19 protein-coding genes and 1 riboswitch are annotated in these 24,244 nt (G+C 62.5%); of the genes, 11 read left to right on the top strand and 8 right to left on the bottom strand.

The features are described from left to right. Positions 1-153: 153 nt before the first annotated feature. The 3 genes from AF337_RS09670 to AF337_RS09680 all read right to left on the bottom strand — a co-directional run bounded on the left by AF337_RS09670 (position 154) and on the right by AF337_RS09680 (position 4,276). Positions 154-735 (bottom strand): hypothetical protein, encoded by a 582-nt coding sequence (locus tag AF337_RS09670; RefSeq protein ID WP_049731995.1) that lies wholly within the window; start codon positions 733-735, stop codon positions 154-156. 59 nt (positions 736-794) lie between these two features. Further along, positions 795-2,669, bottom strand: coding sequence for a methyl-accepting chemotaxis protein (locus AF337_RS09675; RefSeq protein ID WP_049731996.1), 1,875 nt, complete (start codon positions 2,667-2,669; stop codon positions 795-797). A 200-nt stretch (positions 2,670-2,869) separates the two neighbouring features. Beyond that, positions 2,870-4,276 (bottom strand): MFS transporter, encoded by a 1,407-nt coding sequence (locus AF337_RS09680; protein ID WP_049731997.1) that lies wholly within the window; start codon positions 4,274-4,276, stop codon positions 2,870-2,872. A 174-nt stretch (positions 4,277-4,450) separates the two neighbouring features. Further along, positions 4,451-4,637: riboswitch (cobalamin riboswitch) on the top strand. Positions 4,638-4,679: 42 nt separating this feature from the next. On the opposite strand from AF337_RS09680, the gene bluB reads away from it, so the two are divergent. Further along, complete coding sequence (gene bluB, locus AF337_RS09685; RefSeq protein ID WP_049731998.1) at positions 4,680-5,369, top strand: 5,6-dimethylbenzimidazole synthase; 690 nt, start codon at positions 4,680-4,682, stop codon at positions 5,367-5,369. 22 nt (positions 5,370-5,391) lie between these two features. Here bluB and AF337_RS09690 read toward each other — a convergent pair whose 3' ends face one another. Next, positions 5,392-6,483, bottom strand: coding sequence for a DUF2865 domain-containing protein (locus AF337_RS09690; RefSeq protein WP_049731999.1), 1,092 nt, complete (start codon positions 6,481-6,483; stop codon positions 5,392-5,394). A gap of 153 nt (positions 6,484-6,636) precedes the next feature. Between AF337_RS09690 and AF337_RS09695 the strand changes: the two genes are divergently transcribed. Beyond that, on the top strand, positions 6,637-7,167 hold the full coding sequence (locus AF337_RS09695) for a ribonuclease H family protein (RefSeq protein ID WP_049732000.1): 531 nt from the start codon (positions 6,637-6,639) through the stop codon (positions 7,165-7,167). Between the two features lie 46 nt (positions 7,168-7,213). On the opposite strand, the gene AF337_RS09700 is transcribed toward AF337_RS09695, so the two are convergent. Beyond that, positions 7,214-9,526 (bottom strand): NADP-dependent malic enzyme, encoded by a 2,313-nt coding sequence (locus AF337_RS09700; RefSeq protein ID WP_049732001.1) that lies wholly within the window; start codon positions 9,524-9,526, stop codon positions 7,214-7,216. A gap of 299 nt (positions 9,527-9,825) precedes the next feature. On the opposite strand from AF337_RS09700, the gene AF337_RS09705 reads away from it, so the two are divergent. After that, positions 9,826-11,265 carry an FAD-binding oxidoreductase gene (locus tag AF337_RS09705; RefSeq protein ID WP_049732002.1) on the top strand — a complete coding sequence of 480 codons (1,440 nt, stop codon included), beginning with the start codon at positions 9,826-9,828 and terminating at the stop codon, positions 11,263-11,265. A 216-nt stretch (positions 11,266-11,481) separates the two neighbouring features. Here the strand turns inward: AF337_RS09705 and AF337_RS09710 are convergent, their stop codons facing one another. After that, positions 11,482-12,042, bottom strand: coding sequence for a TetR/AcrR family transcriptional regulator (locus AF337_RS09710; protein WP_049732047.1), 561 nt, complete (start codon positions 12,040-12,042; stop codon positions 11,482-11,484). A gap of 194 nt (positions 12,043-12,236) precedes the next feature. Between AF337_RS09710 and AF337_RS09715 the strand changes: the two genes are divergently transcribed. Then, a complete protein-coding gene (locus tag AF337_RS09715; RefSeq protein ID WP_193393592.1) occupies positions 12,237-13,454 on the top strand; it encodes an efflux RND transporter periplasmic adaptor subunit in 1,218 nt (405 codons plus the stop codon). Positions 13,455-13,459: 5 nt separating this feature from the next. Beyond that, positions 13,460-16,612 carry an efflux RND transporter permease subunit gene (locus AF337_RS09720; RefSeq protein ID WP_049732004.1) on the top strand — a complete coding sequence of 1,051 codons (3,153 nt, stop codon included), beginning with the start codon at positions 13,460-13,462 and terminating at the stop codon, positions 16,610-16,612. Positions 16,613-16,703: 91 nt separating this feature from the next. On the opposite strand, the gene AF337_RS09725 is transcribed toward AF337_RS09720, so the two are convergent. Further along, positions 16,704-17,453 (bottom strand): histidine phosphatase family protein, encoded by a 750-nt coding sequence (locus AF337_RS09725; protein WP_049732048.1) that lies wholly within the window; start codon positions 17,451-17,453, stop codon positions 16,704-16,706. On the opposite strand from AF337_RS09725, the gene AF337_RS43205 reads away from it, so the two are divergent. From AF337_RS43205 to AF337_RS09735, 3 genes are all read left to right on the top strand, one after another. Further along, positions 17,430-17,588 (top strand): hypothetical protein, encoded by a 159-nt coding sequence (locus AF337_RS43205; RefSeq protein ID WP_160320268.1) that lies wholly within the window; start codon positions 17,430-17,432, stop codon positions 17,586-17,588. The genes AF337_RS09725 and AF337_RS43205 overlap by 24 nt on opposite strands. Before the next feature lie 8 nt (positions 17,589-17,596). Beyond that, entirely contained in the window at positions 17,597-18,439 is an 843-nt protein-coding gene (locus AF337_RS09730) for a UDP-2,3-diacylglucosamine diphosphatase (protein ID WP_049732005.1), read from the top strand. A gap of 151 nt (positions 18,440-18,590) precedes the next feature. Further along, positions 18,591-19,808 (top strand): MFS transporter, encoded by a 1,218-nt coding sequence (locus AF337_RS09735; protein WP_049732006.1) that lies wholly within the window; start codon positions 18,591-18,593, stop codon positions 19,806-19,808. Here the strand turns inward: AF337_RS09735 and dgcA are convergent. Continuing rightward, the gene (gene dgcA, locus AF337_RS09740) at positions 19,760-20,743 is read right to left on the bottom strand and encodes an N-acetyl-D-Glu racemase DgcA (RefSeq protein WP_049732007.1); all 984 of its coding nucleotides are present in this window, start codon (positions 20,741-20,743) and stop codon (positions 19,760-19,762) included. The genes AF337_RS09735 and dgcA overlap by 49 nt on opposite strands. A 98-nt stretch (positions 20,744-20,841) precedes the next feature. On the opposite strand from dgcA, the gene AF337_RS09745 reads away from it, so the two are divergent. Genes AF337_RS09745 through AF337_RS09755 form a run of 3 tightly spaced genes read left to right on the top strand, consistent with a single transcriptional unit; the run spans position 20,842 to position 24,234 of the window. Beyond that, on the top strand, positions 20,842-22,011 hold the full coding sequence (locus AF337_RS09745) for an ABC transporter permease (protein ID WP_193393593.1): 1,170 nt from the start codon (positions 20,842-20,844) through the stop codon (positions 22,009-22,011). A gap of 1 nt (position 22,012) precedes the next feature. After that, complete coding sequence (locus AF337_RS09750) at positions 22,013-22,855, top strand: ABC transporter ATP-binding protein (protein WP_049732009.1); 843 nt, start codon at positions 22,013-22,015, stop codon at positions 22,853-22,855. A gap of 8 nt (positions 22,856-22,863) precedes the next feature. Continuing rightward, positions 22,864-24,234, top strand: a complete 1,371-nt coding sequence (locus AF337_RS09755) for an MlaD family protein (RefSeq protein WP_049732010.1) — start codon at positions 22,864-22,866, stop codon at positions 24,232-24,234. Positions 24,235-24,244: the final 10 nt, after the last annotated feature.

The following is a 24,244-nucleotide window of genomic DNA, read 5'->3' on the forward strand; positions in this document are numbered from 1 at the left end:
AGGCGTATGTAGCGTTGCAGCAGCCCGTTGTCACGCAGAATTTGCGGCTTGAAAGTCCGGCTCCTGCGGGATCACCAATCGCTATCGAAAGGAGACAAAAAGCATATCGCCCAAAAGCGCGTGGCTTCTGGGCGATATGAACGCAGAACCTGATCAGAGGGCGTCGACGTTCACGCCGACGGTGATGGCGCCGATCGGTGTTCCCTTATCGTCCGATATGGTGACGCTTGCCTGCGACTGCAGCGTCTGGGTCGATTCGTCCTTTTCGATCTCATCGACGAAGACGGCGTCCTTGCCGGCGCCGAAGGATTTCTGGAACTTGCCTTCATCGCCCTGCCAGTAGTCGGAGGTGGGATCGCTTTGGCCGACATTCAGCCCCTTTGCATCCATGACGAAAATCTCGGCAATCTTGCCGCCGGAAGCCTCTTTCTTTTCCTGAAGGAATTTCGACAACGCATTGCCAAGCACGCCGTCGATCATCGAATGGTCGGAACCATCGACCTCGGCGCGCCACTTCTTGTCGAGAGCGTCTATATCGGCCTGGCCCAGATTGGCGTTTGCGGCATTCTGCGCCTTGATGGCCTCGATGATGACCGGGTCGTTAAGCCATGGCTTTATATCGCTTGTGACGTAGTCGGAGATCGGGGCGAGTTTCGCATCCTGCGCCACGGATACGCCCGTCGGCACGGCAATTGCGGTGCAGGCCAAAAGAAATGCGGACACAACTTTCTTCATAACTGTTCCCTTCCTGATTATGGGTGCTGAGGAATAAAGCTTATCGAACGAAGACGAGGTCAGAACTCCTCCCAGGCACCGGGAGCAGCGGCAACGGCGGCATTTCCTGCATGCCGCTGCACCAAGGCTCTGGGTTCGGGGTGAGATTGACGAACGGGCTGAGCGGGTTTGGGCTGGCTGGCGGCAGAGGCGCCGACAGTGAACCGGCCGGCCGAGTCCTGCAGAAGGCGTCCCTGCGTGCGCAGCTCCTGGCAGGCGGCGTTGGTCTCCTCGACCATTGCTGCATTCTGCTGCGTGGCCTGGTCCATCTGATTGATGGCGCCGTTGATTTCCTGCAGGCCCGTCGCCTGTTCGCGATAGGACTGGACAATCGAAGCGATGCTGTCGCTGATGCGGTTGATCTGCTCCTCGATCTTCAAGAGGGCATCGCCGGTTTCGTTCACCAGCCCGACGCCGGCCGCCACTTCCTGGCCGGAGACATTGATCAGGTTCTTGATTTCCTTGGCCGCATTAGCGGAGCGCTGGGCGAGTTCGCGCACTTCCTGCGCGACGACCGCAAAACCCTTGCCGGCTTCGCCGGCGCGCGCCGCCTCGACGCCGGCGTTCAACGCCAGCAGGTTCGTCTGGAACGCGATTTCATCGATGACGCCGATAATGCGGCCGATCTGGCTCGATGAGGTCTGGATCCGGTCCATCGCCCCGATCGCATCGCGTACCACGGTCGCCGAGACATGGGCGCTGCGCTTCGTTTCCTCGACCAGCTTGCCGGCATTTTCGGCCCGCTGCGACGATGTTCTGACTGTCGTGGTCACCTCATCGAGTGCCGCGGCGGTCTGTTCCAGAGCGGCTGCCTGTTGCTCTGTCCGCCTGGCGAGCTGATCGGCGGAGGAGGCAAGCTCGCTCGAGCCACCTTCAACCGCGACGGAGGCGATCTTGATCTCGGTCAGCGCGGCTGCGACCGCCTGGACCATGTTGTTGAAATCCTGCCGCAATTTATCGAATTCAGGACCGAGATCGGCGAGTTGTATCGAAAAGTCGCCGGCGGCGAGCTTTTCCAGTTCATTTGCGAGCGCTGTCATGACCAGCCGCTGAGCGTTGCTGGCCTCTTCCGTCAACAATGCGTTGCGTGCCCGTTCGGCATCGAACGAGGCGCTCTGCTCGGCAGCGGCCTGCTCTCTTTCGATCTTGGCAATCGCCTCGTTACGGAAAACTTCCAGGGCACGCGCCAGGAAACCGATCTCATCGCCATTTTCCCTGTAGCTGACGGGAGAGGCCAGATCGCCTTTCTGCAAGGCGCTGATCCGCGCGCTGAGAATTCTGAGCGGGCGGCCGACGAGGCTGCGCATGGCGAGAAGGAAAGCGACAACGGCCATGGCGGTGATCGCGAACTGCGTCAGCAGCGAGATCAGCACTTTCTGCTTGACCTCAGCAGCGATTTTTTCGACCGACCAGTTGGTGACGACGTAGCCGGTGGCCTTGCCTGATTTATCCAGCGGAAGCGGCGCGATGATCGTCACAACACCGGCAGATATTCCGCTGTCATCGATCGTCGTTTTCTCAGGTTTGGCGCTGAGGCGCTTCGCCAGATCGGCCGGTGCGGGCAAACCGTCAACGCCGTCGCGCGTCCATGTATCGACGGCCGCAAGTTCGGCGTTGAAGGCGGCAAACTGAACAAGGTCAAGCGAGGGATCGTCGCGATACAGCGAATAGGCCTCGCGAACAGCATTCGCCTTGCCCCATTTGACGCCGCCGGCGGCCAGAGAGGCGAACTGCTCCACATCCTTGGACCAGTTCGCCTTGGCGCCATCGATCAACGCCTTGGTTTCGTACATCCACGTATAGGTGGCAAAGGCGGAGATGCCGCAAAGGTTGACGGCCACGATAATCGCCGCCAGCTTGGCTGTCAGAGGCATCGTTTTTAAAAATTGGAACATGCCGCGGGGGCCTCGAAACGCGGGCTCAGTCGGCTATGGTCCCGACCAGCCTATCAATACAGGCATCCACGCCGGCGGTCGCAGCATGAGCACTCATACCCATGTCCCCCTTGCGACCCAAAACGAGCAGACGCAGTGTGTCTTCGATGTGTGAATAAATCATAAAGTAGAATGGGATACCGAAGCGGCGGCCTGCGGGATCAAGGGCTGTTTTCCGCCATGGCCTCTTCCGGCTCGGCCTGGCGGTGCTTACGGCGACGTGTCGTCAGTTCCGCGCCGGCGTCGCGCGGCAGGCGCAGGAAGGTGATGCAGGCGAGCGCCGAGATTGCCGAGACGCTGAAGAAGGCGATGTGGAAATCCGAAACCAGCAGCCTGCCGCCATGAAGACTGCTCGAAATTTCGAGGATGCCGCCGGCGATCGCCACACCCATCGCCATGGAGATACGCTGGGCGACGGCATTGATTGCGGTCGCCTGGCTGCTGTCGGCATCGTCGACATCGCCGAAGGCCATGGCATTGACGCCCGAGAAGGCCATGGAGCGGAAGAGGCCGCCGATCAGCAGGCAGGCCATGATCAGCGGCAGCGGCGTCTCAGTGGTGAAGAACCCGTTGATGCCGAGGAAGATCGCCGCCAGCAAGGTGGTGATCGATATGACGGTGCGGAAACCGAAGGCATTGAAGGTACGCGAAGCGGCAAATTTCGACCCCATCGAGCCGAGCGCGCTGACGAAGGTGACCGAACCCGATTGCAGCGGCGTCAGGCCGAAGCCGAGCTGCAGCATCAGCGGCATCAGAAAGGGCAGGGCGCCGAGCCCCATGCGGAAATTGGAGGCGCCGAGGATCGCCGCCCGGAACATCGGGTAGTGGAACATTTTCGGATCGAGAAGCGGATAGGGCGCGCGGCGGGCATGCAGGAGATAGAGGAGGCCGGCAAGGATGCCAATCGCCACCGTGACGTAACCGTAGATGACGGGCACGGCGGGAAGGCTGATGACCGAGAGGCCGAAGACGAAGCCGGAAAAGCCGATGCCGCAAAGGAAGAAGCCCGGAAAATCCATCGGCCGTGGGCTGCGCGGTTCGACCGCCGGCAGGAAACGCGTGACGAGGATGATGCCGAGCACCCCGATCGGGATGTTGATCCAGAAGATCCAGTGCCAGCTGAGATAGGTGGTGAGGAAGCCGCCGATCGGCGGCCCCATGATCGGGCCGATCAGCGCCGGAATGGTGAGCCAGGCCATGGCATCGACGAGTTCGTGGCGCGGCGTTCCCCGGACCAGCAGCAGGCGGCTGACCGGCGTCATCATCGAGCCGCCGGCCCCCTGGATCAGCCGCGAGACGACGAAGGCCGCGATCGAATTGGAAAAGGCGCAGGCGACCGAACCGATCATGAAGACAAAGATCGCCATGCGGAAGATGTTGCGCGCACCGAAACGATCCGACATCCAGCCGCTGATCGGAATGAAGATCGCCAGCGCCACGAGATAGCTGGTGACGGCAAGCTTCAGCGCGATCGGCGATGTGCCGATATCGGCTGCTATCGCCGGCAGGCTGGTGGCAATCACGGTCGAATCCATCTGTTCCATGAACAGGGCGACCGCAAGGATCATGGGCGTGAGGCGGGGCACGGGCAACCGGGGTGCAAAGAGACAAATCGCGGCGCCATGGGCGTCGGTCGGGATCAATTTATTTCTAGGGCAGCGACGCACGCCTGTCCATGAAGTCGATGTCGCAGGCAGTTCGAATGCGATGTGAGGGCCGGCTTGCAGTGGCGCTGCTTTCCTGAAATAAATGCGCCGTCAGGTGCCCGCCATGCAGGCGGGAGAATCGGGAATCCGGTGCAAGACCGGAACGTGCCCAACGCTGTAAGGCCGACGTCCGCCGTTTTATCATGCCACTGGCTTTTGCCGGGAAGGTTGCGGCAGACGGGTGACGCCAAGTCAGAAGACCGGCCTGGCAAGATAGACCCAACCCGCGCGGACGGCGGGCGGTTGCGTTGTTGGGGATTTGACGATGCGACCCTTAGATGAGGATGCCCTGTCAGTGGCGTCCGGTTTTTCCTCGGCCGAACGCGAGGCCGTCTATCATGCGATCATGACGCGGCGCGACGTTCGCAGCCAGTTCCTGCCCGATCCCTTGCCCGACGATGTGGTGGCGCGGCTGCTGACGGCCGCCCACCACGCACCTTCCGTCGGCTTCATGCAGCCGTGGAATTTCATTCTGGTGAAAAGCCCAACGGTGCGCGCGCGCGTCCGGGATGCCTTTTCGAAGGCCAACGAGGAAGCGGCATCGATGTTCGAGGGTGAGCGGCGCCAGGCCTACCGCTCCCTCAAGCTCGAAGGCATCGTCGAGGCGCCGCTCGGCATCTGCGTGACCTGCGATCCCACCCGCAGCGGCAGCGTCGTGCTGGGGCGTACGCATAATCCGCGGATGGATAGCTATTCCACGGTCTGCGCCATCCAGAATCTCTGGCTGGCGGCCCGCGCCGAAGGGGTCGGCATCGGCTGGGTCAGCATTTTTCGCGAGGGCGAGCTGAAGAGCATTCTCGGCATACCCGAGCATATCGAGGTGGTCGCCTGGCTCTGCGCCGGTTTCGTTGATCGGCTCTATGACCAGCCGGAACTATCGGTCAAAGGCTGGCGGCAGCGGCTGCCGCTCGAAGAACTCGTCTTTCACGACGGTTGGGGACGCAACGAGCCGTAGCCAATCACTGCTGCTGCGGCTGCTACTGCTGCGGTTGGGGGCCAGGTGCGGCGGGATTGGCGAGATCGATCGAGCCCTGGTCGCCGGCCAGAAACTGCGGGCCGACCTGGCGGACCTTGTTTTGCGTGGGGTCGTAGGGGCGATCCGGCACCGGTGTCTGCGGCGCGGCTGGTGTCGCGGCGGCCTTCACCGGCGGATTGGTGCGGATGGTGGTGATCGAGCCCTGCTGCGGCGGTTGGCTTGCCGCCTGCTTGCCGCGCATCTCGTCGTAATAGGCGGTGAGATTGCAGGCGCAGGCGTTCTTTTCACCGGGCGCACGGTTCTTGTAGGCGAAGGCGTTCTTCATGGCGCTGTAAGGCGTGCCGGTTGCGACCGAGATCATGTTCGAGGCTTCCGTGCTCGTCACCTCGCGATAGAAGAGTTCGGTCTCGATCCCCGGGCACATCTTGGCGCAGGTCTCAGCGTCGCGGCCGAAATCGACCGAGGTGGCGTTCGAGCTGATCGGGAAGAAACCGCCATCGCAGCTGCGCACGCACATGGTGCTGACCGGCGACAGCATCTCGGCCCGCGGCAGGCCGTAGCGCGGATCGGCCTCCTCGCCGCCGCCGAGCGGAATGAAGGTATCGGAACGCATCGCCTGCTCCTCGACGCTCGGGGCAGGCTCGTCGGCGCTGCGCTCGTCCGGCGCATAGAAATTCTCGCTGTTGCAGCCGTTGCTGTCGAGCGCGGCCATCAGTTCGCGGCGGTCGTCATCGGCGCCGTTCCGGCCTGTCAGCTCGTTGCGACGGTCCTGGAGATAAGCGATATTGTCGATCATCCGGCCTTCGGCCTGCGAGAGCTCGGCGCAATAATCGGCATTCTCGCCGCCGATCACCACCATGCTGCCAGAGGTGCAGCCGTAACTGCGCATGTCGTTGCGAACCTTGCGCAGTTCGAGGTTCTGCTCGGCCATGGCGCTGGCATATTGGCGGGCTTCCGGGCCATTGCCATTGCCGATCGATCGCGGCAGGTCGGCGAGACGGCCGCGCAGGTCCTCGCAGATGGCATTGGTCTGCGCGACGGCGGGCGCTGCGAAGGCGAGGAGAAGGGCGAGAGACAGGTTTCGGCGTTTCACGGCGTCGTCCCGGAATGAGCAAACGGTCGGTGGGTCGAATGCGACTTCAATCGGCCGCGCGTTTTCCCTTAACGGATTTCTCTTAATAAGCTCAGAGAAAATATTAGCGTATTTTCCTGATCTTATCCAGCAATCGCCCGAGACTCGGTTAAAATGACAGGCATTCCCGACGAGACCCGATCCTTTGCGCCGACATCAGGCGTCTCGGAGACCCAACACGGCCTTCACCTCTTCGCGGACGGTTGTTTTGAGCCCGGTTCCGGGCATGGAGGCTGGTCGTTTGTCGCTTATCGCGATCGGGTGGAAATCGCCTCCGACTTCGGTGGCGTCAACGATTCCAGCAATAATTCCATGGAATTGACCGCCGTTCTCAGGGCCGCCATGTGGGTCAACAGCCAACCGACCGGCGAACCCGCGACCATCTGGTCCGACTCCGTCTATGCCGTCAAAGGCTGCAACAGCAAGCGACATATCTGGAAGAATAACGGCTGGAAGAAAAGCAGCCCGAATGGACAGGGGCGAAGGCGAATGATCGACAATGCGGACATCTGGAAAGCCGTCGATCTTCAGCTATCCCAAAACGCCCAGGTGACCATTGCCTGGTGCAAGGGGCATTCGGGGATTGCCGGTAACGAGCGCGCGGACGCGCTCGCCGATAGAGGACGCCTGTCGATCCGGGGCTGATACGGCGCTGGCCGGTTTCAGGCGTCGTTGCTCGGCCGCAACCGGCTTACGCCGGCTGCGATGCCTCGACGACGGCGAGTGCGGCCATGTTGACGACGCCGCGGGAGGTGACCGAGGGAGCGAGGATATGGGCGGGCAGGGCGGTGCCGAGCAGGATCGGGCCGACATGCAGGCCGTCCGTCATCGATTTGACCACACCGAGCGTGATGTTGGCGGCATCGAGGTTCGGGAAGACCAGCAGGTTCGCCTCGTCATGCAGTGTCGTATCCGGCATGACGCGTTTGCGCAGCGCTTCGGTGATGGCGCTTTCGCCGTGCATTTCGCCGTCGACTTCGAGATCGGGGGCAGTCTCGCGCACGAGCTGCAGGGCATTGCGCATCTTGGTGGCGCTCTCGGATTCGCGCGAGCCGAAGTTGGAATGCGAGACGAGGGCGGCGCGCGGGGTGATGCCGAACCGGCGGATTTCCTCGGCCGCCAGCACCGTTGCCTCGGCAACTTCCTCGGCGCTCGGGTTGAAGGTGACGTAGGTGTCGGTGAAGAAGGTGGCACCGCGCTGCGAGATCATCAGGCTGAGGGCGGAGAAATCGCGGACGTCCTTGCGCTTGCCGATGATCAGGCGAACGTCGCGCAGGTGCTTCTCATAGCGGCCTTCGAGGCCGCAGATCAGCGCATCGGCTTCGCCGCGCCTCAAGGCTAGTGCGCCGATGACAGTCGTATTGGTGCGTACGATGGTGCGGGCAGCTTCCGGGATGACGCCGCGGCGGCCGACGAGGGAGAAATAGAGATCGACATATTCGCGGAAGCGCGGATCGTCCTCAGGATTGATGACCTCGAAGTCCTGCAGCGGCCGGATACGCAGGCCGTAGCGCTTCAGGCGGGTCTCGATGACCTGCGGGCGGCCGATCAGGATCGGTTCGGCGAGACCTTCCTCCAGCAGCACCTGGGCGGCGCGCAGCACGCGCTCATCCTCGCCTTCGGAGAAGATGACACGCTTGCGCTCGGCGGCCTTGGCCGCTGTGAAGATCGGCTTCATGACGAAACCGGAGCGGAAGACGAAGCGGTTCAACTGATCGAGATAGGCGTCGAAATCCTGGATAGGGCGGCGCGCCACGCCGCTCTGTTCGGCGGCCCTGGCAACGGCAGGCGCGATGCGCAGGATGAGGCGCGGATCGAAGGGCGAGGGGATCAGGTAGTCGGGGCCGAAGACCGGGGTTTCGCCGGAATAGGCGCGGGCAGCAACATCGGACGGCTCTTCGCGGGCAAGCGCGGCGATGGCGCGCACGGCGGCCATCTTCATTTCCTCATTGATCGTCTCGGCACCGCAATCGAGCGCGCCGCGGAAGATATAGGGGAAGCAGAGGACGTTGTTGACCTGGTTGGCGAAATCCGAACGGCCGGTGCAGATCATCGCGTCGGGGCGGGCGGCACGGGCGAGATCCGGCATGATTTCGGGTGTCGGATTGGCGAGCGCCATGATCAGCGGCTTGTCGGCCATCTGCGCCAGCAGCTCGGGCTTCAGCACGCCGGCGGCCGACAGGCCGAGGAAGACATCGGCGCCGCCGATATTTTCGGCGAGCGTGCGGGTGTCGCTCTTCTGGGCATAGACGGATTTCCATTCGTCCATCAGCTCGGTGCGGCCCTCATAGACGAGGCCTTCGAGATCGTGGACCCAGATATTTTCTCGTTTTGCCCCGAGGATCACCAGCAGGTTCAGGCAGGCAAGGGCGGCAGCCCCGGCGCCCGAGGCAACGATCTTGATGTCGGCGATATTCTTGCCGGCGAGTTCCAGCCCGTTGAGAATCGCGGCGGCGACGATGATCGCCGTGCCGTGCTGGTCGTCGTGAAAGACCGGGATCTTCATCTTTTCGCGCAGACGCCGCTCGACCTCGAAACATTCCGGCGCCTTGATGTCCTCGAGATTGATGCCGCCGAAGGTCGGCTCCAGTGAGCTGACGGTCGAGACCATCTGCTCGACGCTTGCCGCGTCGATCTCGATATCGAAGACATCGATGCCGGCGAATTTCTTGAAGAGCACGGCCTTGCCCTCCATGACCGGCTTCGAGGCCAGCGGGCCGATATTGCCGAGGCCGAGCACGGCGGTGCCGTTGGAGATGACGGCGACGAGATTGGCGCGCGAGGTATATTCAGCCGCCATCTCAGGATTGTCGCGGATGGCAAGGCAAGGGGCGGCGACGCCGGGTGAATAGGCGAGCGCCAGATCGCGCTGGTTGCCCAGCGGTTTGGTTGCCTGGATCTCCAGCTTGCCGGGGCGGGGATAGCGGTGGAAGAACAGCGCCTGCGCGTCGAGATCGCCGCTTGTCAGGTTCTTGTCCGTCTTGGATTTATCCTGGTGATCCATTGCCGCCTCCGTGCACGTCTTTTTCTGGAGTTCCCTCCATACATCAATCGGATACGGGCGACAGTATGGAAATGGGGGATGGGAGAAGTTTTCGCGAGGACTAGATTGTGCCGTGGGGTTACCCCCCTCTGCCCGGCAGGGCAGAGGGGGTAACCACGGCACACCCAATGCGTTCTTTGCGTGGAGTCTCATCGCGGCGGGAGCAACTAGCTAATCCTTTTTGAAAACTTGTTTGGCGACCACGGCAGGCGCAATATGCCGCCGCGACGGTGCGGGGCGCCGGTCGCATGGAGGAAATCATGGACAATTTGAACCTGACGACCCTGCAAAAGGGGCAGACGATGGTCAATGATGTGGCCATCGATGCGTTTGCCGCCGGATTTCGCGGCAATCTCCTGACCAGTAAAGACATGGATTACAACGAGGCGCGGGCGATCTGGAATGCGATGATCGACCGTCGGCCCGGGCTTATCGCGCGTTGCGCCGGGGCTGCCGATGTCGTGCGCGCGGTGCGGTTTGCACGCGACAACAATCTGCTCGTTTCGGTGCGCGGCGGCGGCCACGGCATTGCCGGCAATGCCGTCTGCGAGGGCGGCGTCGTCATCGACCTGTCGGCGATGAAATCGGTGCGGGTCGACCCGGAGACGCGCCGCGCCAGGATCGAGCCGGGGGCAACGCTTGCCGATATCGACCAGGAAACGCTGGCCTTCGGGCTGGTACTGCCGACCGGCATCAATTCCACCACCGGCATTGCCGGCCTGACGCTCGGCGGCGGATTCGGCTGGCTGACCCGCAAATTCGGGCTGACGATCGACAATCTGGTCTCGGTCGATGTGGTGACGGCCGACGGCGAGCTGGTCAAAGCGAGCGAGACGGAAAGACCGGACCTCTTCTGGGCACTGCGCGGCGGCGGCGGCAATTTCGGCGTCGTCACCTCTTTCGAGTTCCAGCTCAACCCGCTCAAGACAGAGGTTCTCGCCGGACTGGTGGTGCATCCCTTCGCTGACGCGGAAAAGGTGCTGAGGGAATATCGGCAGGCGCTGGAAGCCGCACCCGATGAACTGACCTGCTGGGTGGTGATGCGCCAGGCGCCGCCGCTGCCCTTCCTTCCGGCCGAATGGCACGGCAAGGAGATCGTGGTGCTCGCCATGTGCTATTGCGGAGACATCGCGGCCGGGGAAAAGGCGACGGAAAGATTGCGGGCGATCGGAAAACCGATTGCCGATGTCGTCGGCCCAGTGCCGTTTACCGGCTGGCAGCAGGCATTCGATCCGCTGCTGACGCCAGGTGCGCGCAATTACTGGAAGAGCCAGGATTTCGCCTCGCTCTCGGATGCGGCGATCGACGTTCTTCTCAACGCCGTGCGCAGGCTGCCTGGCCCGGAATGCGAGATATTCGTCGGCCATGTCGGCGGCGCGGCCGGCCGCATTCCGACCGAAGCCACCGCATTTCCGCAGCGCAACTCGCATTTCGTCATGAATGTGCATGCGCGCTGGCGGGAGGCCGGGATGGACGCAAGCTGCACCGGTTGGGCGCGGGAACTTTTCGAAGCAACCAAGCCGCACGCAGTCGGTACCGCCTATATCAACTTCATGCCTGAGGACGAGGCCGATCGGGTCGAAATGGCCTACGGCGCCAATTACGGCCGGCTTGCCGAAATCAAGCGGCGTTATGATCCGAACAATCTGTTCCGGATGAACCAGAACGTCAAACCGATGGCGGCTGTGCGGGCTGCCTGAAGGGATACGGAACCGGCAGTCGTAAAACCCCTCCCCAACCCCTCCCCACAAGGGGGAGGGACTAACGCGCGGCGCCACCTGAGGCAGACATCGGCCGTTCCGCGGATGACACGATGATATGGAGTACGCCGGCACCGCATCTAAGTCCCTCGCCCTTGTGGGGAGGGGTTTTTCCGTAGGTTTGCGAGCGCCGGACGGTGACAGGCCGGTTGCGCGTCACTTAGTGGTGAGCTCGATCAACTCCTGCAGCAGAGCCGTGTCGTCGGACGCGGCTTGGTCGTCGGGCCTTAGAACATGGGTCAGCCAGGCCCCGTCCGCCGCCAGGCGGACGATCTCGAGCCGCGTGCCCGCATCCGTTCCGGCGTGTCTGGCGAGCCGGTCATTGATCCATTTGTGCCAGAGGCTCTTGGAGTAGGGGTCGGCAAGCACGGTCATGGTTTGCGCCGACCACGGGCTGCTGTTGAGGGCGCGGTCGGCAAACAGGGTGCGGACATAGGCGCGGGTGAACGTGCCGTGGCCGCCGCTATCCCTTTCCAGCTCTTCATCGATCTCGCGGTCGAAGCTTTCCATCATGCCGTCGAAGACGGCCTCCACGAGAGCTTGTTTATTCGGGAAATGGTGAAACAGGCCTCCTTTGGTGACGCCGGCAGCACTGGCGACCGCCTGCAGGCTGACGGCGGGCAGGCCGTGCTCCAGCGCCAGCCGGGTGGCGCAATCGAGGAGAGCCTGGCGCACCACATCCGGCTGTTTCTTTCTGTTGCGGGGGCTATCTACCAATGCATGACCTGTGTTCGAGATAAGATTCGCGAAGAGGAAACCGGAGGGGATCATTATCACTCCCGGGATCACCGGGCTATGGCACCTCGAAAAGTGATGCTGCTATCATACCAACCGGTAGGTATCTTGAAAATCGAAAAAAGATCGACTATCTGTCGGCTCAGGAGGCCCGCCGAACGTCATTTCGGCGGGCTATGCTTTTTTGGACCTCAGCGGGACCGTCAGGAAGGCTTGTGAACATGTTTTTTCATACGAAATCATTGCGTTATGCGCTGGTGCTGGCGCTGTTCCTCGGTGCAGGCCTGCCGGCTTACGCTCAGGAAGGCGGCGCCATGCCGCCGGCTGCCGTCAGCGTGCTGACGTTGAATGCGCGTCCGGTTCCCGTTGTCAGCGAATTGCCCGGCCGCATTGCCGCGACGCGGGTTTCGGAGGTGCGGGCCCGGGTCTCCGGCATCCTGCAGGAGCGGGTCTTCGAGCAAGGCAGTCTCGTTCATCAGGGCGACGTGCTCTACCGGATCGATCCGGCCCTGTTCCGGGTTCGCGTCGCAAGCGCCGAGGCAAGCCTCGAGCGTGCCGGGGCGACGCAGCTGAATGCGCGCCAGCAGTTGGATCGCCAGAAGTCGCTGCGCGACCGCGATGTCGCAAGCGGGGTCGAATATGATGCGGCCGCTGTCGCCCTCGCCCAGGCCGACGCCGATGTCGCGCTGGCGCAGGCGGCACTGGACGAAGCGAAGATCAATCTCGGCTATACCGACGTCCGGGCGCCGATATCAGGCATCATCGGCGGCGCGCTGGTGACGGAAGGTGCGCTGGTGACGGCCGATGCCGGCGATGCGCTGGCGATGATCCAGCAGATCGATCCCGTCTATGCCGACTTCACGCAATCCTCCGGCGCGTTGCTGGCGCTGAAGCGGGCGGTCGAAAACGGCAGCCTCGCCTCGACGGAACCGGGCAAGGCCGACATCAAGCTGGTCTTCGACGACGGCACGGTCTACGGCCAAGCCGGAAAGCTGCTCTTCCGCAGCGCCAGCGTCGATGCGACGACAGGCCAGGTCACCCTGCGCGGCGAATTCCCCAATCCCAAGGGCGATCTGCTGCCGGGTCTTTACGTCAGGGTCCGCATCGAGCAGGCCGTCCGCGAGAAAGCGATCCTCATCCCGCAGCGCGCCGTCATCCGCGCGGCCGATGGCAAGGCGCAGGTCTATGTCGTGGAAGAGGGAGACGTGGCGCAGCCGCGCGATGTCGAACTCGGTCAATCCTCCGGCAATGAATGGGTGGTCGAAAGCGGCCTGTCCGCAGGCGAACGCCTGGTCGTCGACGGCGTGCAGAAACTGCAGCCTGGCGCCAAGGTTGCGCCTGAGGAGTGGCGTAGCGGCGAAGTCGCCTCCGGTGACGCCAGGAAGCCGGAGTAAGATCGATGGCACGTTTCTTTATCGATCGCCCGATCCTTGCCTGGGTCTTTGCGATCTTCATCTCCATCGCCGGCCTGATCGCGCTGCCGTTCCTGCCGGTGGCGCAATATCCGAAGGTCGCGCCGCCGCAGCTCAGCATCACCACCAGCTATCCCGGCGCATCGCCGCAGGACATCTATCAGGGCGTTACCCGCCAGGTCGAGGAAGAGCTGAACGGGGTCGAACATCTCTCCTATTTCGAATCGACCTCCGATACCTCGGGCGCGATGACGATCGCCGCGACCTTTGCGGCGGGCACCGACATCGACCAAGCCTCCGTCGACGTCCAGAACGCCATCCGCCGTGTCGAACCGCGGCTGCCACAGACCGTCAGGGATCAGGGCATCACGGTTGAGGAGGCGTCGTCAGGATTCCTGATGTTCATCTCGCTGACATCGACGGACGGGAAGACCGACGAGGTGGCGCTCGGCGACTATCTCAACAGAAACGTCATCGGGGAATTGCGCCGTCTTGACGGCGTCGGCCGCGCGCAGCTGTTTGCCTCGCAGCGGGCGATGCGAATCTGGATCGATCCCGACAAGATGGTCGGCCTGAACCTCACCGCATCCGACATCAGCGCGGCGATTTCGGCGCAGAACGCCCAGGTCGCGGCCGGCCAGATCGGCGCCGCCCCCAATCCGATCTCGCAGGACCTGACGGCGACGGTGCTGGTCAAGGGGCAGCTGACCGACAGCAAGGAGTTCGGCGACATCGTGCTGCGCGCCAATGCCGACGGCTCGAACGTCCGGCTGCGCGACGTCGCGCGGATCGAGGAGGGCAGTGAAAGCTACAGCTTCTCCACCCGGCTGAACGGGCAACCGAGCGCTGCCATCGCCATCCAACTGTCGTCGACCGGCAATGCCGTCAACACGTCCAATCTGGTCAAGGCGAAGATGGAGGAGCTGTCGCGCTTCTTCCCTGCGGGCGTCGAATATGCCGTTCCCTATGATACCAGCCCGTTCGTCTCGGCATCGATCGAGAAGGTGGCGCATACGCTCGCAGAAGCCGTGGCGCTGGTCTTCATCGTCATGCTCATCTTCCTGCAGAGCTTCCGCTACACCATCATTCCGACGCTGGTCGTGCCCGTCGCGCTGCTCGGGACGCTGGCGGTGATGTTTGCCGCCGGCTTCTCGATCAACGTGCTGACGATGTTCGCGATGGTGCTTGCCATCGGCATTCTGGTCGATGACGCCATCGTCGTGGTCGAAAACGTCGAGCGGCTGATGGCGGTGGAAGGGCTGTCGCCGAAGGAGGCGACCAAAAAGGCGATGCGGCAGATCACCGGCGCCATCCTCGGCATCACGCTGGTGCTGTCCTGCGTCTTCGTGCCGATGGCGTTCTTCCCCGGCTCGACAGGCATCATTTACCGCCAGTTCAGCCTGACCATGGTCGTCTCGATCCTGTTTTCGGCCTTCCTGGCGCTGTCGCTGACGCCGGCGCTTTGCGCCACTTTCCTGAAGCCGATCAAGGGCCATCACGAGAAGAAGGGCATCGCCGGCTGGTTCAACCGCAAGTTCGACCGGTTGACCGGCCGTTATGCCCGCACTGTCGAGGGACTGGCCAAGCGCTCCTGGCGGGTCATGGTCGTCTATGTCGCGCTCGTCGTCGGTCTCGGCTATCTCTTCGTCAACCTGCCGAGCAGCTTCGTGCCGGATGAGGACCAGGGCTTCCTGATCGTCGACGTACAGGGGCCTCCCGAGGCGAGCCGCAACCGCACGGTCGCCTCGCTCGAAAGCATCGAGGCGATCTTCAAGACGGAGCCGGCGGTTGAGAACGTCGTCGCGATCCAGGGCTTCAGCTTTTCCGGGCAGGGGCCGAATGCCGCCCTGGTGTTCGTCACCCTCAAGGACTGGGCCGAACGCGGCGCGGGCAATTCGGTGCAGGAGATCTCCAACCGCGTCAACATGCAGCTGTTTGCGTTGAAGGATGCGACATCCTTCGCGCTGTCGCCGCCGCCGATCGAAGGCTTCGGCACGACCAACGGCTTCACCTTCCGCCTGCAGGATCGCGGGGCAAAGGGCCAGGCGGCCCTGACCGAGGCGGCGGGAATGCTGCTCGGCAAGGCATCGCAGAATCCTGTGATATCAGGCATCCGGCCGGAAGGCATGCCGGATTCCGCTCAGCTGGTGCTCGTCATCGATCGCGAAAAGGCCAACACTTTCGGCATCGCCTTCGCCGACATCAACAGCACGATCACCGCCAATCTCGGTTCGAGCTACGTCAACGACTTCCCGAATTCCGGCCGCATGCAGCGCGTCATCGTGCAGGCGCAGGACAAGAGCAGGCTTCAGGCCGAAGACCTGATGAAGCTCAACGTCCGCAATGCGAGCGGCGGCATGGTGCCGCTCTCATCCTTCGCGGTCGCCGAGTGGCAGAAGGGACCGGCACAGATCGTCGGTTATAACGGCTATCCTTCCGTTCGCATTTCGGGCGCTCCGGCGCCGGGATATTCATCGGGCGCGGCGATTGCCGAGATGGAACGGCTGGCCGCCGAGCTTCCAGATGGCTTCGGTTTCGAATGGACCGGCCAGTCGCTGGAGGAACTCAGATCGGGATCGCAGGCGCCGTTCCTGTTCGGCCTCAGCATCCTCTTCGTATTCCTGCTGCTGTCGGGGCTCTACGAGAGTTGGTCGATCCCGCTGTCGGTGATGCTGGTCGTGCCGCTTGGGGTGATCGGCTGCGTGCTCGCGGTGATGAGCCGCGACATGTCGAACGACATCTACTTCAAGGTCGGCCTGATCGCGATCATCGGCCTGTCGGCGAAGAACGCCATCCTGATCGTCGAATTCGCCAAGGATGGTTTCGCCGAAGGGAAGTCGCTGATGGATGCCGCGATCGAAGGCGCTCGCCTGCGCTTCCGGCCGATCATCATGACCTCGCTCGCCTTCACCTTGGGCGTGGTGCCGCTGGCGATCGCCACCGGCCCAAGTGCGGCCAGCCAGAATGCAATCGGCACCGGCGTGCTCGGCGGCATGATTTCGGCGACGGTGCTGGCGATCTTCTTCGTCCCCGTCTTCTTCGTCTTCGTGCTGCGCCTGTTGCGGACGAAGCGGCCGGAGACGGTGGCCGAGGAGGCCCAGACCGGACCGGAACCGGCAACGGTGACGTCGCCGACATAGGGTGACGAGTCACCGGAGTGATTGATCGCCTGAGGTGACGAATGATCTGAAGTGAAGAGTTGGCGGGTTGCCTTGCGTAACCCGCCGAAACCTACTCGCTGGCCTTGGGCGCGATCGTCACGTCGGCGCCATAGGCGTCGCGCAACTCACCTTCCTGTCCCGGCTGCCGGTCGGCGGCCTGGTGCAGCAGGATCGACTGGTATCCTTGCAAGCGCGTCCCCTCGATCAGCGTGATATCGGCATTGCCGGGATTGTCTGAGCGTTCGAACCATTCGACGGGGCGGTGCAGGAAATTCATTTCGATCGCCCGGTTGGTGACGCCATGACCGACGATCACGACGTTGTGGCTGCTGTTTTCGGCGTCGCGCATGACGGTCTGAAGGAACAGGCGCACCCGCTGAGCCACATCCGCCCGGCTCTCGCCATCCGGCGGCCGGGCGTAGAACTTGCCGCTGTTGCTGCGCAGCCTCGCCCATTTTTCGAACTCTTCGGGAAACTTCTGCTTCTGTTCGGCGTGGTCGTAGATTTCGGTGAAGAGGCCGAAATCCTGCTCGCGCAGCAGGTAGTCCTCTCTAATGTCGCCGACGACACTTTCCGGCAGGGCTGTGAGCAACGCATCCTTGCTCTGCCGTGTCCTGAGGAATGGCGAATACCAGATCTGCAGCTTGCCGAAATCGGCGCGCGGCAATGCCTTCAGATAGGTGGCGATGGCGCTGCCGGCTTCGACCGCCTGGCGGTAGCCCCACTCAGTCAGCGGCACGTTGTGATCGCCGAATTGGCGATAGGCCTGTTCGTTGAGGTTGCCGAGAGATTCGCCGTGGCGAACGAGAAAGAGGCGCATCAGCCATCCCGCATTGTCGGATCTGGAATCGCCGTCATCATGAACGTGCTCGATGTGCAGGGCAACATCGCCACCGCGCCGGCTTTTCCCCGGTTTGTCATCTTCCTGAAACACGAGTCTGGTTTTGGAAGGTGAGATGAAAGATGGGGCATGAGCGAAAGCTCGTGATAGACATGATGGAACCCAGACATTTCCGCACGCTCTTCATTTCCGATGTCCATCTCGGCTCGAAGGCCGCGAAGGCTGATTTCCTCCTGGATTTTCTGCGCCACCACGAGGCCGATACGATCGTGCTGGTCGGTGACATCGTCGACGGCTGGCGCCTGAAGCGCAGCTGGTACTGGCCGCAGGTCTGCAACGACGTGGTCCAAAAGCTGCTGCGCAAGGCGCGCAAGGGCACGCGCGTCGTTTATATCCCCGGCAATCACGATGAATTCCTGCGCGACTTCCCGGGCATGCATTTCGGCGGCATCGAGGTGGTCGACCGCATGATGCATGACGGCGCCGACGGCAAGAAATATCTGATCCTGCACGGCGACGAATTCGACGTCGTCGTCCGCAACGCCCGTCTGCTCGCCTATCTCGGCGACTGGGCCTACGATACGGCGATCCGGATCAACATCCTGCTGGCGGCCGTGCGCCGCCGCCTCGGCATGCCATACTGGTCGTTCTCGGCCTGGGCAAAGCTGCAGGTCAAACATGCCGTCAACTTCATCGGCGAGTTCGAGCGCGTCGTGGCAGAGGAAGCCCGCAAAAGCGGCGCAGACGGCGTGATCTGCGGACACATCCATCATGCCATCATCCAGGAGATGGACGGCATCCGCTATATCAATACGGGCGATTGGGTGGAAAGCTGCACGGCGGTCGCGGAGCATGAGGACGGCACCTTCGAACTGATCACCTGGCGGGCGCTCGCCAGCAGCGTGCCGGCGCTTGCCGCCATCGAAATGCGCAACGAAGGCGAATTGGCTCCGCAAGCGGCCTGATTTTCCGCGCCGCGCTCCCATTGATTTGGCCGTTACCGTCAGGCGACAGGGCGTATTTATTTTCTAAAACGTTTCAGGAGGGCTATTTCTCGCAATAGTCGCCTCCAGGGTGGTGTGTTAGGACAACGACCAGTTTCCTTCAGGTCCACCAATGATTCCCGCTCAACATTCCCCGAGTGAGGGAGCGCCGCCGCGCTTCCGGTTGCTCAGCGCGCTTTCCTATTGCGCGCCGCTGCTCGTCAACGGCATCGTCCTGCCGTTCTTTCCCGTCTGGCTCGCGACCCACAGCTTCAGCGACCACGAGATCGGCATTATCCTTGCCATACCGATGGTGGTGCGCGTGCTGGTGGCGCCTGTCGTTGCCATGATCGCCGACCGTCTGAAGGAGCGCGCCGACGTGCTGCTCTGGTCGGGCGGCCTGTCGCTGCTGACGGCGATCGCGCTTTTCTGGACGACGAGCTTCTGGCCGGTGACGATCGTCTATGCGCTGCAGGGCGCCACCTTCGCGCCCTATGTGCCCGTTGTCGAATCGATTGTCATTTCGGGTGTGCGCCGCTGGGGGCTCGATTACGGATCGATGCGCGTCTGGGGCTCGATTGCCTTCATTGTCTCGACGCTGGTTGGTGGCCAGATGATCAGCCGGTGGGGCGGCGGATTGGTGCTTGATGTCATGGTGTTCGGCTTTGCCATGACGGTCGTCATGGCGATCTTCTGCCCGCGGATCGGGCCGACACGGCGGCGCGGCCAGCCGATCAACATTCCGGCCGCCACCGGCAGCGGGCTGCGCGAGCCGCATTTGCTGCTGCTCTTGATCGGTGTCGCCATCCAGCAGTCGAGCCATGCGGTGCTCAACGCGTTCTCGTCGATCTACTGGCATCATCTCGGCTTTTCCGGCACCGAGGTCGGCCTGCTCTGGAGCGCCGGCGTCGCTTCGGAGGTGACGGTGTTCTTCCTGTCGAAGCGTCTCAACCGGCGCTTCAACGCCTGGACGCTGATCCGCTTCGGCTGTGCCGTCAGCGTCTGCCGCTGGATACTGTTTCCGATGAATACGGGTTTTGCCGGGTTTTTCCTGCTGCAATGTTTCCACGGCTTCACCTATGCCTTTGTGCACACAGGGGTGCAGCGGCGGATCATGGCGACGGTGCAGGAGACACAGGAATCCTCGGCGCAGGGCGCCTACTTCTTCTATGTCGGCATGGCGATGGCGCTGATGACGCTAGCGTCGGGTTATCTCTATGCCTGGCTCGGCGTCGTCAGCTACTACGTCATGGCGCTGGTCGCGTTCTCCGGCCTCGGCCTCGTCATCTCAGCCTATTACCTTCAGCCCCAGAGCATGCTTTCGGGCGGAAAGACCAGGGAAGCGGCATAGCGCAGGCCGGGTTCGCGGTCGCGGGCAAGTAGCAGCGGGCCGTCGAGATCGACAAAATCGGCATTCTGGGCGAGCAGCACGGCCGGCGCCATGGCAAGCGAGGTGCCGACCATGCAGCCGATCATGATGCTGAAGCCGAGCCGTTCGGCCTCGGCCTTCATCGCCAAGGCCTCCGTCAGGCCGCCCGTCTTGTCGAGCTTGATGTTGATCGCGTCATAACGGTCGGCAAGACTTGCGAGATCGCCGGTGTGGTGAACGCTCTCGTCGGCGCAGACGAGAAGCGGGCGGCGGATTTCGGCAAGCAGAGCGTCGCGGCCGGCGGGCAGCGGCTGTTCGACCAGAGCCACGCCCGCTTGCGCCGCAATGTCGAGATGACGCTCCAGTACCGCTTCCGGCCAGCCCTCATTGGCGTCGAGGATGATTGTTGCATCGGGCGCGGCGGCGCGGACGGCGCGGATACGGCTTTCGTCGTCGCCGGTTCCGACTTTGACTTTCAGCAGGGCGCGGCCGGCATGTTCGCGCGCCTTTGCAGCCATCACCTCCGGCTCACCGAGCGAAATGGTGTAGGCGGTGGTGAGCGGCTTCGGATCGGCAAGGCCGAGGCGGGCCGCGACGCTTTGACCCGTTCGTTTCGCTTCGAGGTCCCAGAGGGCACAATCGACGGCATTGCGGGCAGCCCCCGGCGGCATCGCCGACAACAGGTCGCGGCGCGAAAGTCCGGCCTCGATCAGCGGACGCGCGGCCTCGATCTGGGCAAAAACGCTCTCCATGGTCTCACCGTAGCGGCGATAGGGCACGCATTCGCCAAGCCCCAGCGCACCGTCTTCGGCAAGCGTGCAGGTAATCACATCGGCCGCAGTCTTTGCGCCGCGCGCGATGGTGAAGGTCCCGGCAATCGGAAAGGAATTCATCTGGATATCGAGGGTGCGCGGCATTATTGCTGTCCTGTGAGCATGGAAATCGCACGTTGCTTCTGTATATTGACGCGCCGGGCGACGAAGGATCCGCCGAGTCGGCAATGTCACCGTAAGCCCTGAAAGATAGAAGTATCTTGAACGCCGAGAATCGCAACATTGCCTCACTAGATGTGGACGACCAGTCCGATGGTTCGGGGCAGCATGTGCGTCTTAAGGGCAACTGGCGCAGCGCCTATGTGCATTTCGTGCTGCGCGACTTCGAGAAGCTGCTGCATCAGAAGGCCGGTGACCTGACGGTCGATCTCTCCGACATTACCGATATCGATACCGCCGGGATCTGGCTGCTGTGCCGGCTGAAAAAGGAAGAGGAGGCGGCCGGTCGGACCGTCCGCTTCCAAGGCACCAATCCGCATATCGACGAAATGCTGGCGATGTTTTCCGAGGAGCCGGCCAAATCGGAGCCGGAGCAGAAGGAAAAGGTTTCGATTGCCGCGCGCATCCTCGCGCCTGTGGGCAAGATGACCTACGACGTCTGGGACAATTTTGCCGCCGCCATGTATATCCTCGGCTCGGCCGTGCGCGGCGCGCAGATGAAGTTCGGCCGCGGCAGCGGCGTTTCGCCGGCCTCGATCGTCAACCAGATCGACCATATGGGCGTTCGCGCCGTTCCGATCATCCTTCTGATGTCGTTTCTGATCGGAGCGATCATTGCCCAGCAGGGCGCCTTCCAGCTGCGCTACTTCGGTGCCGAGGTCTTCGTCGTCGACCTCGTCGGCATTCTGCAATTGCGCGAGATCGGCGTGCTGTTGACCGCGATCATGATCGCCGGCCGTTCGGGCAGCGCGATCACCGCCGAAATCGGCTCGATGAAGATGCGCGAGGAGATCGACGCGCTGAAGGTGATGGGGCTGAACCCGATCGGCGTGCTGATCTTTCCGCGGCTGGTGGCGCTGACCATCGCGCTGCCGCTTTTGACGGTGCTGGCGAATTTCGCCTCGCTCGCCGGTGCGGCAGCCGTCGCCTGGGGTTATTCCGGCATCACCTTTGCCAACTTCCTGTCGCGTCTGCATGAGGCGGTAACGCTGTCGACGGTGCTCTCCGGCATGATCAAGGCGCCGTTCATGGCGCTGGTCATCGGCATCGTCGCCGCCGTCGAAGGGCTGAAGGTCGGCGGCAGCGCGGAATCGCTCGGCCAGCATGTGACCGCCGCGGTGGTGAAGGCGATTTTCGTCGTCATCCTGATGGACGGGCTTTTTGCGATGTTTTATGCAGCGATCGACTTCTAGCATGGCGAATCGCGTGGACGAGAAACCGATCGATACGGAAGACAGGAACGAGAGGGACATCGTGCTCTCGGCGCGCGACGTCACCGTCGGCTTCGGCTCCAAGGTCGTTCTCGACAATCTCAACCTCGATATCTATCGCGGTGAGATCCTCGGTTTCGTCGGCGCATCGGGCACCGGCAAATCGGTGTTGATGCGCACCGTGCTCCGGCTGCTGCCGCGCCGCTCCGGCACGATCAAGATCCTCGGCCAGGATTTCGACGAGCTCGACGAGCCGCAGCGCAACGCGCTCGACATGCGGCTCGGCGTGCTGTTTCAGCAGGGAGCGCTGTTTTCGTCGCTGACGGTCAAGGAAAACATCCAGGTGCCGATGCGCGAATATCTCGACCTGCCGCGCTCGCTGATGGACGAATTGGCGCATCTGAAGATCCGCATGGTCGGGCTTGCCGCTGATGCCGCCGACAAATACCCGTCCGAACTGTCCGGCGGCATGATCAAGCGCGCAGCCCTTGCCCGGGCGCTCTCACTCGATCCCGAACTCGTCTTCCTGGACGAACCGACCTCTGGTCTCGACCCGATCGGCGCGGCCGAATTCGATGACCTGATCGCCAACCTGCGTGATAGTCTGGGACTGACCGTGTATATGGTGACGCATGACCTCGACAGCCTGTTTTCGGTCTGCGACCGTATTGCCGTGCTCGGAAAGAAACGGGTAATGGTGGAAGGCACAATCGACGACATGCTGGCCTATGACGATCCGTGGGTGCGGGCCTATTTCAAGGGTAAGCGGGCGCGCTCGATCGTGCCGCAGAATGATGGCGCGCGGCACGGCAGCAGCGGGAAGTGACCGGATAAATGGAAACCAAAGCCAATTACACGATTGTCGGTTTTTTCACGGTGCTGGTGATCGCGGCGGCCTTCGGCTTCGTCTACTGGATGGCCGAATATGGCCGCGGCGGCCCGATGACAGAGCTGATCGTGCGTATTCCGGGCTCGGCCAACGGCCTCAGCGTCGGCTCGCCGGTACGTTTCAACGGCATTCAGATCGGCTCGGTGCAGACGCTGTCGATCGATGCCGACGATCCGCAATATTCGCTGGCTTTCACCCAGGTGCGCACCGATGCGCCGATCTACCCCTCGACCAAGGCCGCCCTTGAAATCCAAGGCCTGACGGGAGCCGCCTACATCGAACTGTCCGGCGGCCGCAAGGGTGAGGAAAGCATCCTCCAGCACGCGATCGACAACGGCAAACGCGCCGTCATCGTCGCCGACCAGTCGAGCGTCACCAATCTTCTCGCCACCGCCGACAAGATCCTCGATCGCGCCAACGACGCGGTCGGCGAACTTCAGGGATTCATCGAAGATTCACGCGCGCCCCTGACCCAGACGTTCAAGAATGCCGAGACCTTCTCGGATGCGCTTGCCAAGAACTCCGGCAATATCGATGCCTTCCTGCAGAGCGTCGGTGAGCTTTCGAATACGGTCAAGGCGGTTTCGGGCCGTGTCGATTCGACGCTTCAAGCGGTGGAGTCGCTGGTCAAGGCGGTCGACGCGCAGAAGATCGACAACATCGTTTCCAACGCCGAGAAGATCACCGCCAATGTCGCCGATGCCTCCGGTGACCTCAAGGGGGCGATCCAGAAGTTCGACCAGACGGCCACCACCTTCAACGATTTCGGCAAACAGGCCCAGGCGACGCTCGACCGCGTCGACACGCTCGTCGCCCAGATCGACCCCACCAAGGTGAAGGGCTCTGTCGACGACATCGCGCAGGCAACCAAGGATGCACGTGCCGCGGTCGCCTCGATCCGCGATGTCGCCAACACGGTTTCGTCGCGCCAGAAAGATATCGACCAGACGATTCAGGACGTCTCGCAGCTTGCCAACAAGCTGAATTCGGCCTCGACCCGCATCGACGGCATCCTTATCAAAGTCGACGCGTTGCTCGGAACCGACAATACGCAATCGATGTTCGCTCAAGCGCGCGAGACGCTGGAATCCTTCAAGAAGGTCGCCGACAACCTGAATGCGCGCATCGGGCCTATCGCCGACAATCTGCAGAAATTCTCCAGCGGCGGCTTGCGCGACGTGCAGACGCTCGTCAACGACATGCGTGGAACCGTGAATAATCTGAACGATACGATCACCAACTTCGACCGCAATCCGCAACGCCTGATCTTCGGCGGGGACACGGTCAAGCAATATGACGGCCGGACGCGGCGTTAACTGGGAAGTC

Source organism: Rhizobium ecuadorense (assembly GCF_001187535.1).
GTDB lineage: Bacteria > Pseudomonadota > Alphaproteobacteria > Rhizobiales > Rhizobiaceae > Rhizobium > Rhizobium ecuadorense.